Source organism: Microvirga sp. Mcv34 (genome assembly GCF_024519725.1).
In the GTDB taxonomy this organism is placed as follows: domain Bacteria; phylum Pseudomonadota; class Alphaproteobacteria; order Rhizobiales; family Beijerinckiaceae; genus Microvirga.
The window spans coordinates 1-9,688 of record NZ_JALJRK010000116.1; the positions used below are offsets into that span (position 1 = coordinate 1).

At 60.4% G+C, this 9,688-nt stretch carries 7 protein-coding genes and 1 pseudogene; 3 read left to right on the forward strand and 5 right to left on the reverse strand.

What is annotated here, in order from left to right; genetic code table 11:
* Positions 1 to 1,897, reverse strand: a 1,897-nt coding sequence (gene mobF / locus OC446_RS27445) for a MobF family relaxase (RefSeq protein ID WP_262032126.1), incomplete at its 3' end; no start/stop codon positions are given.
* A gap of 45 nt (positions 1,898 to 1,942) precedes the next feature.
* A complete protein-coding gene (locus OC446_RS27450; RefSeq protein WP_262032127.1) occupies positions 1,943 to 2,206 on the reverse strand; it encodes a hypothetical protein in 264 nt (87 codons plus the stop codon).
* A gap of 732 nt (positions 2,207 to 2,938) precedes the next feature.
* Here OC446_RS27450 and OC446_RS27455 point away from each other — a divergent pair.
* The 3 genes from OC446_RS27455 (at position 2,939) to OC446_RS27465 (ending at position 6,310) form a co-directional block, all read left to right on the forward strand.
* Complete coding sequence (locus OC446_RS27455) at positions 2,939 to 3,766, forward strand: ParA family protein (protein WP_262032128.1); 828 nt, start codon at positions 2,939 to 2,941, stop codon at positions 3,764 to 3,766.
* A gap of 115 nt (positions 3,767 to 3,881) precedes the next feature.
* On the forward strand, positions 3,882 to 4,586 hold the full coding sequence (locus OC446_RS27460) for a hypothetical protein (protein ID WP_262032129.1): 705 nt from the start codon (positions 3,882 to 3,884) through the stop codon (positions 4,584 to 4,586).
* 332 nt (positions 4,587 to 4,918) lie between these two features.
* The gene (locus OC446_RS27465; protein WP_262032130.1) at positions 4,919 to 6,310 is read left to right on the forward strand and encodes an RNA-binding domain-containing protein; all 1,392 of its coding nucleotides are present in this window, start codon (positions 4,919 to 4,921) and stop codon (positions 6,308 to 6,310) included.
* 263 nt (positions 6,311 to 6,573) lie between these two features.
* On the opposite strand, the pseudogene OC446_RS27470 reads toward OC446_RS27465, so the two are convergent.
* The 3 genes and pseudogenes from OC446_RS27470 to OC446_RS27480 form a co-directional block, all read right to left on the reverse strand.
* A pseudogene (locus OC446_RS27470) lies at positions 6,574 to 7,720 on the reverse strand (IS30 family transposase).
* A 165-nt stretch (positions 7,721 to 7,885) separates the two neighbouring features.
* The gene (locus OC446_RS27475) at positions 7,886 to 8,380 is read right to left on the reverse strand and encodes a hypothetical protein (protein ID WP_262032131.1); all 495 of its coding nucleotides are present in this window, start codon (positions 8,378 to 8,380) and stop codon (positions 7,886 to 7,888) included.
* Complete coding sequence (locus OC446_RS27480) at positions 8,373 to 9,338, reverse strand: hypothetical protein (protein WP_262032132.1); 966 nt, start codon at positions 9,336 to 9,338, stop codon at positions 8,373 to 8,375. Before OC446_RS27480 ends, OC446_RS27475 begins: the two co-directional genes overlap by 8 nt.
* Positions 9,339 to 9,688: the final 350 nt, after the last annotated feature.

Genomic DNA, 9,688 nt, shown 5'->3' on the forward strand with positions numbered 1-9,688 from the left:
TGGGGCGGGCCGCGTCGCCGATCAGCACCAGCTTAGCCCCACAGCTCTCCTCGCTGACGAGGCCGGCTAGCGCCGCCATATCCCGCGTTGCGACGAGATCGGCCTCCACGCAGACGACGACGGCATTTTCGCCCAGACTGATGGCCCTGGTTCTGAGCTGCTCCGTGAACGCTTGCACCGCCCATGCCACGGTCGAAGCGCGCTCTGCGTCGGTGTGCGGGTCGTCCCCGGCGCTCCGCGAGGGGGTGACCGTCCAGATCTCCCTGCCGCATTCACGGGCAGCGTCAGTAATGGCCGCGGTGAGCAATACGCCCGCAACGGTCGAGCTCTCGATGAGCGAGATCCCGTCGCGGCCGAGGGCGTGCCGAACCGCGCGGCCCTGCGCCTCCGATATCCCCGGTCGGGAGAGAATCTGCTCGAGGGCGATCTCCGGCACGAAATCCCGCTCGCCTCGCCGGCGCAAGGCCGTGCGCACCAAGCCGCGCTCGGCCTCGACGATGGCCGCCGTCGAATAGACCGGCGCGCCAACCCCGTTGCGGCCAATTGCGTGGATCAGGCCAGAGGCCACGAGGTTCTCGACGAGAGCCAGCCCCTCGTCGGCTGTGCATACGCATTGCACCGCCTCGAGGGTCCGGCGCATGAGCGCCGGCCGGTCGAAGACCGCCTCAGTTACAGTAAGCGCATGCACCGCCGCGACCGCCATGGCCGTGGCGCCCTCGCGGCCATGGGGTTCGCGATCCTGATCCGTCCGAATGCGCTCCGCTTCGATAGCGACCAGGCGCAACAAGGAATCCGGGCTCCAGCCGGTGGTGGCCAACTCTCTCGCCCAGCGTTCCTCAAGAACGGCCAGAGGCGTTTCGCGATCTTTCGCCTCACGCGTGCCGAAGGCTGCAACCTGCGCGGCCGCCCGGTGGACAGCCGTGTCAAAGCCACCCTCTCCAGCGGCCTGCTCGATCTGCTGCCGCCGCTTCGAGAACCGCTCGAGGACCTTGCGCGGCACACCTGCAATCTCGAAGTTGCGACCCTCCCGCACTGGTTCGAACCCAAGCCCAGCGCGCAGTCCGCTGGCGAGTTCACTCCGGTAGAGCGCGGCCAAAGCTCCCAGTGAGCGCAGAATGTCCCGGTTGTCGATCGCGCCAGTCGTTCCGTCCCGGCGTACCGCCAAGTTCAGCATGACAGCGTGCGAGTGCAACTGTGGATCCTGGGCACGGGACGTAAAGTGCCGATAGATCGCGGCACTCACTTCATGCGCCGGCGTGCGCTCGACGCCCTGCGGACCGGTTCGGGCGACGATCAACCCCTCCTCCAGGGCGTAATCGAGCGTACGACGCACCGCCCGATCATGGGCGGCCAGAATCTTTGACCGGTTCCCGGGCCCAGCAAAGGCGGCCAGAATGCTGACGCTCTTGGGGGCAGCACACTGGAGATCATAGCCGACGCTACGCCGGCCATTGGCGGAGAGCCCCACCAGCGCGACCTGGGTCTCGGGGTCGCGGCCCCACGCCAGATCGCGCAGAACCCGCCCGTCGACCTCCCCCTTGTCCGGGCACATCCGGAAGGGGTTTAAAGCCAGGGCGGGGCGCGCGTCGGCAGAGCGGCGACGGGTCCACCAGATCCCGACGGCCTCGCCGGCACCATTGTCCACGCGATAGGCGACCTCGTCCCGGCCCGCTACGTGGTCCTGTTCCAGAGCCAGCAGGGCCCGGTCATAGGCGGCAGCGTAAGCATCTTCGTAAGCGTCCGTGCCCTCCGCGAGGCCCGCGACTGCGGCTGCCGCGAAGGCGCTTGCGGTCTCGTCGTGGCTCGCCCCAGCCGATGTCAGGCCGACCTCGCGTCTGATCTGACGCGCCATCGATTCATAGTACTCGACGCTCAGAATTCGCGTGCAGGTCATCATGGAATGCACAATCCTTTGCCATCCATCATCACAACCCTTCGTCTGTTATGGAACCCGCGCTCGCTCTCGATACAGATCGACGATGAAATCGGTGATAACCTGGAGCTGGTCACTGATTTGCATGGCATTCGCATCAATGCTCGCCGCGTGGGCCGCCACGCGGTTGAGTGAGTCGAAACTCACGAGAGCGGCGGTAAGTGCCTCCTCGGCATAAACATGAGGAGAAACTCCCCTCACCGCGGCAGCGGCCTTGATAGCATCCCAGATGCCAGCATCGATAGACACGCGAACCTTGCTGTGTACGGACATGTTCCCCTCAGTCCAGACTATTCATTGTGGCAACAAGCACTTAGATCACCTTTTGGACAGATCCGGGAACAATCAGTGCGTAGTGTGTCAAGATTTCTGGCCTCCAGGTTAGTTGCAAGTCGAGGGAAATGTTCACATCGCTCGACCGCAAACAGAAATGACATAAATGCACAGTCCAATCCAGGAATGATTTGCAATTATTTGAAATGTCTCCTACATAGCTGGAAGCAGAGCAGTGCGGAGCCCTGGGGAGGACAGACGAATGGCAAAGCAGGACGATGATTTGCGCGCGTTCCTGAGGGCCGCGGCCAAGCGCCCCCCGGCCCGGGGGGTTTCGCTCTACACCCGGGTCAAGGCAGCCTATCCGGAAATCATGGCTCTGAGGAAAGCCAGGTACACGGACAAGGAGATCCACGCACTCTTTCTGGAAAAGGACGTGAAGATTTCGCTCGGCACCTTACGGCAGTATATCCAGCAGATTGCTAGCGAGCTTAGAGAAGAAGCCGCACATGGCGATAACGCGCGTCCAGGCGTATCTGCCGATCTGCGCCGGACCGCTGCGAATAGGAAGCCAGACTCTGGCCAGCCCTCCGCTAGTCCGAGGTCGGCCCAGGGGCCTACCACAAGACAGCTCTCCTCACATGCGAGTTCCGGCACAAGCGTAACGGGTCACCTGCTCAGTGACAGCGACGTTTGAAGGTCACTGAAAGCACCTATCAAAGGACATTTTGAATGACAAAAGCAGCAAAGGCGCTTCAGGCATCGGCCTCGAAGCGCGCGATTTTGATTGCCAACGAGAAGGGCGGCGTCGGCAAGACCGCCTGGGCGATCTCGTTCGTGGATATCATGCGTGACGACGGCGTGCCAGTCGCCGCCTACGATGCGGACGGCGGCGTTGGCGGTCTCGGTCGTCTTCTCGGCACCAAAACCGCGACTGGCGACCGGCACGCCGAGCAGGATCCGCTCGTCGGGGTCGGGTTCTACAACGGCCGATCCGAGAAGGGGCGTCACACGCTGGTGAATTCCATCGAGGAGGAATACCCTCTCATGATCCATGACTTGGCGGGTGGACTTCTAACGGACCTGACCAGAATCTTGGATGCCGAAAAGAACCTCGATGAGTTCCTGGCGACCTTCGAGGACAACGGCTATCGTCTGACGTTCGTCCATGTGATCTCAAACGTGATCGCCGCCTCGCAATCCGTCGGCCGCTACCTCAAGCTGGTCGGAAGCCGCGCCGACCACGTCGCGGTAATCAACCGCAACTTCGGCAAGACGAACGACGACTTCCCTTTCTGGTACGGCTTCGTGGATCCGCAGGGACGGGAAGTTGGCGGCAAGACGCGGAACGAGTTCATAGCCCAAGGAGGGGTGGAGATCGAATTTCCGGCTCTTCCTGCTGGCACGTGGGCGAAGCTCGATGCGCTGGCGATCCCGTTTACTCAAGCGCCAGGTAACAAAATTCTCACTCTGGTTGAACGGGGACAGGTTCAGAAGTTCATGCGTGAGTTTCGTCAATCTCTCGAACCAGCCCGCTCGGTGCTGGGCTTGACTCATTGAGAGGACGAGCCAAGCTCGTCCCTCCCAGAGGACTTCCATGCGACCTGAGGTTAAGACTATCTATGACAAAGCCTGCGACCTGTTTGGCGTCCCGCCGGACATCCGGGATGCTCGCATGCGCGCGATTGCCGACCTCCACCTCGGCCCCAATGATGAAACCACGATTTTTCTGGCGGCGGTCGGAGCCTTTGAGGGCTTGTCCCGCGACATCCAGGGTTCTGTGCGGGGGTTCCATGAGGCGGTCAAGGACCTGCCCGACCGCGTTGAAGCGGCCGCCGCACGCGCCGTCGGTCCTGTCGCTGATGCCGCCACCGCACGCGTCGAGCAGACCTATGCGGATCTGTCCCGCAAGGCCGGAGAAGCGGTCGCCACGTCAGCCGCCGAGCATTTCAAGGCCATGGCGGCCTCACGCAGAATCCAGGTCGCAGGAAACCTTATCGTCGCAGGAATTCTCGTGTCGCTGGTTCTGCTGGCAGGGGCTTTCGGTGGCGGCTGGCTACTTGGCAAGAGTAGTCCCTACGCCGGGTCGGGCTCCGCGACCGAGGAGACCCTGAAACGTTGGGCGCTGACGCGTGATGGGCGGGCCGCCTACGATCTGTCCAAACTCACAAGCCTTGTGGTCTTGGCGGAGTGCTCCGGTACTGGATGGGAGAAGCAGGATCGCTATGACTGGGCATCCCGCAGCGGCGCTGGTTACGGCCGGGGCTTCACCTGGTGTTATCCGTTTCCATCGTCGGTTGACGGTCGAACGTATGGATGGCAGATCGGGGAGCTTCCGTTTAGGCAGGCCCCACCCGGAGAAGCTTCAACCGTGCAATAGCACGCGATGAACTTGCCCAGCTCTCAAGCCTCTCTGAGTAGTCCCAATGCGTGACAGGCCCGGAGGTCGACCTGCGTCTTCGGTGCCGGCAACCCTTTGACATTGCGGTCTAGTCTCACGGAGCTTGCGGGCAAGCAGACGCTCCTGTTCTCGTCTACTAACAGTTCGGAGATTGCGCCGAAAATTGGCGGTGCCCACCTCATCGAGCGCCTGCTCCTATACCCCGTCCCGGGACGCTACCCAATAGGCATATGGGTGCTGCTCATCAGGTCGGTTTCAGAAGCAACTAAGTTGCGCCATTTCACCGCTATAGATAGTGTGCTGGGTGCCCCATGGATATGTCTCAGGAACGGATGAATGGATTGGTTTCCAATCCAACCGAGGGTCTAAATATTGAACTAAAACGCTGGATCGACCCAAAGGCGGACGCGGGAATCGCCAAAATCGCTCGGGCGGCCATAGCACTCCGCAATCGTAATGGCGGCTATCTTATTATTGGTTTCGATGACAAAACCCGCTTGCCGGACACGACAAACGTCCCTGCTGATGTCCGAGCAGAGTTCCACGTCGACGTGATTCAGGGCATTGTCTCCCGATATGCCTCGGCACCCATCGAGGTTCAGGTCGCCTTTGCTGAACGCAACAACCAGGAGTTCCCCATTATTGGGGTTCCGGAAGGCGTCACTGTCCCGGTAGCCGCCAAGCGAGACCTGCTTGAGAACGGTAAGGCGATCATCCGCGAGGACGCGGTTTACTTTAGAACCCTCGGCTCAAACGGCACACCGAGCACGTCCGCTATCAAGGCAGCCGATTGGCGCGAGCTCATGGACATCTGTTTCGATAACCGGGAGGCTGATATTGGGCGCTTCCTTCGGCGCCAGCTCGGCATCGAAGGCGCTGCACGCTTCCTGAGCCTGATCACTGGAGTGGAGATACCTGCAACTGAGGAAACGCTCGAGAGCCGTACGCGGACCTTTCTTCAGGCAAGCGAGCAGCACCGAGCTAGAGCTATAGAGCACCGGAAGCTTTCAACTGCAGAAAAGGCCGCATTGGATCTCGGATCCTGGGAAGTCGCCCTGCTGATCTACCCAGGCAAAGACGTGAGTGACTCACCTCAAGACTTCCTGAGCCGCGTTTCCAGCGCGAACCCGAGCTATACAGGTTGGCCAGCTTGGCTCGTAAGCGCTAGTTTCCGTAACAAAGCCGATCGATCGTACAAGTTCGAGGGGGCTTGGGAGCAGCTGATAATCAGCGTCAACGAAGGGTCATGGAGTCACTTCGAATTCTACCGGATGCATGCTCGAGGTGAATTTTACCAATGGCGTGTCCTCCAAGACGACTTCACCGATAAGGTGCCCCCCAAGACAGCTTTGGAGCCAACGCTCGTCATATACCGAGTTGCTGAGGCGATCGCGGTTGGCCTAAGTCTAGCGAAAGCGCTGGAGTACGACGAACACTCAACTCTAAGTTTCCTATTCAGGTGGAAGGGCCTGAGCGGACGTGAGCTGGAAGCATGGGCAGGTAATACGTACTTTTCCGAGGGGCGTGTGGCGCACCAAGACACAGCGGAGGGATATGTCGAGGTCCCACTCGACACGCCGGTGAGTGCAATCGCTCCTTATGTCCGGCAAGCCACGGCCAATCTATTCTCGGCCTTCGACGGCTTCGAGTTCCCCATCCGATCCGTCGAGCAATGGGTCACGAAGCTGCTTACTCGCAGCTGAAGGGCTGTGCAGGCGGGGCCCCGGCAATATGTCGTATCACACCTGATTTGGGTCAGCGTACGCCGCTAGGTTCGAGGCGTGATCATTTCCTCTCACAGCCTTGAGGACATGATTGCTCCCCGGCAGCAGCACGAATTCGGCCTTCGGCTGAGTCTTTGCGAGGCGGCGGTTATCGTCCTCTCCCACCTGAAGGTCGCTCATTCCCGGTAGGATCAGCACAGGTCTGGAAACGGCGCTGATGAGTTGAGCTAGGTTGGGTGAGTTCAATCGATCAGCGCAACAGCTTCGGCCAGCATAGCGCCACGGGTTCTAAAGCCAAGGGTTGTCCTCGGCTGAGTATTGAGGTTGAGGGCAATCGCGTCGAGATCATTCTGCCTATAGACGGACAGGTCCGATCTCTTGGGGAGATACTGGCGTAACAAGCTATTGGTGTTCTCGTTACTCCCGCGTTGCCAGGGGCTCTGCGGATCACAGAAGTAGACGCCCACGTCAGTCGCGACGCTAAACCGCTTGTGCTGGGCCAGTTCCATACCTTGATCCCACGTCAGCGACGCTATCGATCCCTGAGGCAGTTTCTGCACCTGGCGAACAAGAGCTTTCACCACACTGTTGCTGTATTTGCCTTCCACATGGACCAGCATGACAAACCGGGATTGGCGTTCAACCAGGGTAGCAGTGTGCGTGTTCTTGCCGCCCACGAGCAGATCGACCTCCCAATGCCCCGGCACGGCCCGATACTCGAACTCAGCCGGGCGATCTCTGATGGGGATAGCATCGATGATTTGGCCTCTTGGTTGGCCAGCCGTGCTCGCTGTCTTGCCGCGCCGCATAACCCGTCTGCTCCGTAGATAACGGGTCAGCTCCTTTCGCAGGGCGCCGCAGGCTTGGATGAACAGTCTCTTGTAGATCGTCTCGTGGGATACACATATCGTTCTGTCATCGCGATGTTCAGCCTTGAGCCACCCTGAGATATGCTCGGGAGACCATTGGTTCTGAAGCTTCTCCGCCACCAGCTCCTGAAGAGACTTGGTGATTGCCAGAAGGCAAGCTTTCGGACGTAAACTCTGTTGCCAAGCACGCTCATCGGCTCGCGTGGCACGATACCTCTTTCTGCCTCCATACCGACGACCTCCCGGCTGATGGTCAAGGGTGACTGCCCAAGCCGGTTCGCGATCTGGTGGAATGACCACTCGGCTGCGAGGCCCCGCGATATCTCCTCACGCTCTTCGGACGTGAGCGTGTCCTCGGCGGTGGAGCAATGCCTCCCTTGGCGAGCATGACGCCAAAGACTGACCCGGCATGCTTTCCAAGAGCACGGCCGATGTCGCTCAGCGACTCGCCAGCTTTCCACCCTGCACAGAGTTCCGTTGTCTGCTCCGCCGATAAGCCCGGCTGCCCCGTACGCGCCATCATGGATCCTTTCAGGCACCAGAAAATCGATCGTGGTGCGCTGACCCGTTGAATCCATCAGAGCCAAAATCAGGAAGAGTGTTCTGGTCGTCGAGCCGCGGGCCAGCTGTCTTTTGTCAGGACACTGGCCCGCGGCCGACGGAGCGGTCAACCCTCCTCCGCTTGTCACCCCTCAGGCGTCTTCCAGGTCGCATAGGAGATGTAGGCTAGACGGATGAACAGCAGGGTTAGTGTCTGCTGCATTGAAATCTCCATAGCTCGCGGCTCACCCGTCTCGCTATCATAGAGCAACTGGCAGGATTGCCCGTTCAGATCTTCGCGCGTTGCGATCCACAGCAAGTCGATCACAACCTGACCCGGCGTATGAGTAACCAGGTAGCCGCCGATCCGATGAACCGGTGAAGCGTTCCAGGATACGCGCTTCTCCCTGCGCTCCCCGTCCAGCTCCACGTCGCCCGCACCGGCCGCTCGGCCGCGAAAGCCAGACCCACGCGCCTGGAACAGGCCGGTGAACGAAAAGCGCCGCCGGGGCGAGAGCGGGATCAGAGCGATTAAGCGCCGGGCATCCTCACGGGCAAAGGTCTGCCCATTCCTCGTCAGGCGATCGAGAATCGCATGCGCCTCAAGCCGCGCTGAGGTGTCGAGATCCTGACTACTCATCGCCCGGGACCTCATGATCGTTGGTCCCCGACGCCGAGACTGTGTCCTCAAGCGGACGGTCGATGAGGAGAACCAGAATGCTCTCCTCTCCAAGAACAAGCCGAACCTTCCCAGCACCCTTTTCCTTCGCCAGTGCAAGGTCCACGTCGAGGCGATCGAGCAAAGCCTGGACACCGTTTGCATAGGCACCAAGCACCGGGTGCAGACCGTAGGTCACAAGGCGTGCATCCAGGCCGCCCTCCTCAAGCACTAGGCCATGCGCATGGACTTGGTCCTCAAGTGCCTGGCAGTGATGCCGCGTCAGCTCGCCCGTCGTCAGCCTCTTCAGGCAGATCACAGCGTCGACGCTTCTGAGCACCGGGATCGGAAACCCGGCATCGGCCAGCAGCTTGACGGCTGACACATGGAGTCGGTCGGGATCGGTCTCCTGGCGGGCAAGTTCACCAATCTCGCCCTGTGCCAGCTCGGTCTTGAGGATGAAGACAGCTTCGCGCGTCGAGACCTTCTGTCCTGAGGGGGCCTGCAGGCCATTGCTGGTCCAGGCTGACATGAGGCGACTGACAATGGTCGGATGCGCCTGTTCAATGGCATTGAGAACGATCACGGATCTCGGATTGCCCCGCAGGAACTGCGGCAATGACATACCTAAGGGAAAGCTCCGGTTCAGCCCGAGGATTATGGCGTCCTCGCCGCCCCACGGCGGAGACAAATCGTAGAAGTGTCCTGCGGCCCCCAAGGCCGCTGTAAAGGGATGGAAGATGCCGGCTTTGGTGTCATTGGCATCAGGGCCAGCCAGCACGAAGACGCCCAGAGGGCGATTGTCGGAGCGGGTTTCAAAGCGGCGGGCGAGTTCGGCTGCGAGGGTATCGATGGCAGCATCCTGCCCGAAGATGTCGTCTTTTGCCGTGGTCCTGAACTTCTCCAGGATCGCTTGGGTGGTATTCACATCAGTCGTCATAGGGCTCATTTCGTAGATGGGTTGATGGAGATGAGCCCGTGTTCTTGCAGCTGCGAACACCTGGGCTCATGCAATGAGGTCGGACGGTCGCATGCTGCGCCGGTTCACAGCACAGCAGCCTGGAATGTCCTTCTTGGGATTTTCTTGGTCCCACCCTCATCCATCTGACGTCTCAAATGTCTCTTGCTGGGAACGGCAAGGAAGGGTTCAGCAAAGCGCACACTGCAGATTCCGATTTCATTCGGCCAGGGATTCCGAGATGAAGCCGGCCGCGATTCCGATCAATCCCCGGCCACCGTTCCGAGATCAATCCGGCCACCATTCCGATCATTGTCCGGCCAGGGGCTGAG

Excerpts from the sequence above, each read along its gene's own strand:
- OC446_RS27465 (WP_262032130.1), top strand. The coding sequence starts at position 4,919 with ATGGATATGTCTCAGGAACGGATGAATGGATTGGTTTCCAATCCAACC.
- OC446_RS27460 (WP_262032129.1), top strand. The coding sequence starts at position 3,882 with ATGCGCGCGATTGCCGACCTCCACCTCGGCCCCAATGATGAAACCACG.
- OC446_RS27480 (WP_262032132.1), bottom strand. The coding sequence starts at position 9,338 with ATGACGACTGATGTGAATACCACCCAAGCGATCCTGGAGAAGTTCAGG.
- OC446_RS27450 (WP_262032127.1), bottom strand. The coding sequence starts at position 2,206 with ATGTCCGTACACAGCAAGGTTCGCGTGTCTATCGATGCTGGCATCTGG.
- OC446_RS27455 (WP_262032128.1), top strand. The coding sequence starts at position 2,939 with ATGACAAAAGCAGCAAAGGCGCTTCAGGCATCGGCCTCGAAGCGCGCG.
- OC446_RS27475 (WP_262032131.1), bottom strand. The coding sequence starts at position 8,380 with ATGAGTAGTCAGGATCTCGACACCTCAGCGCGGCTTGAGGCGCATGCG.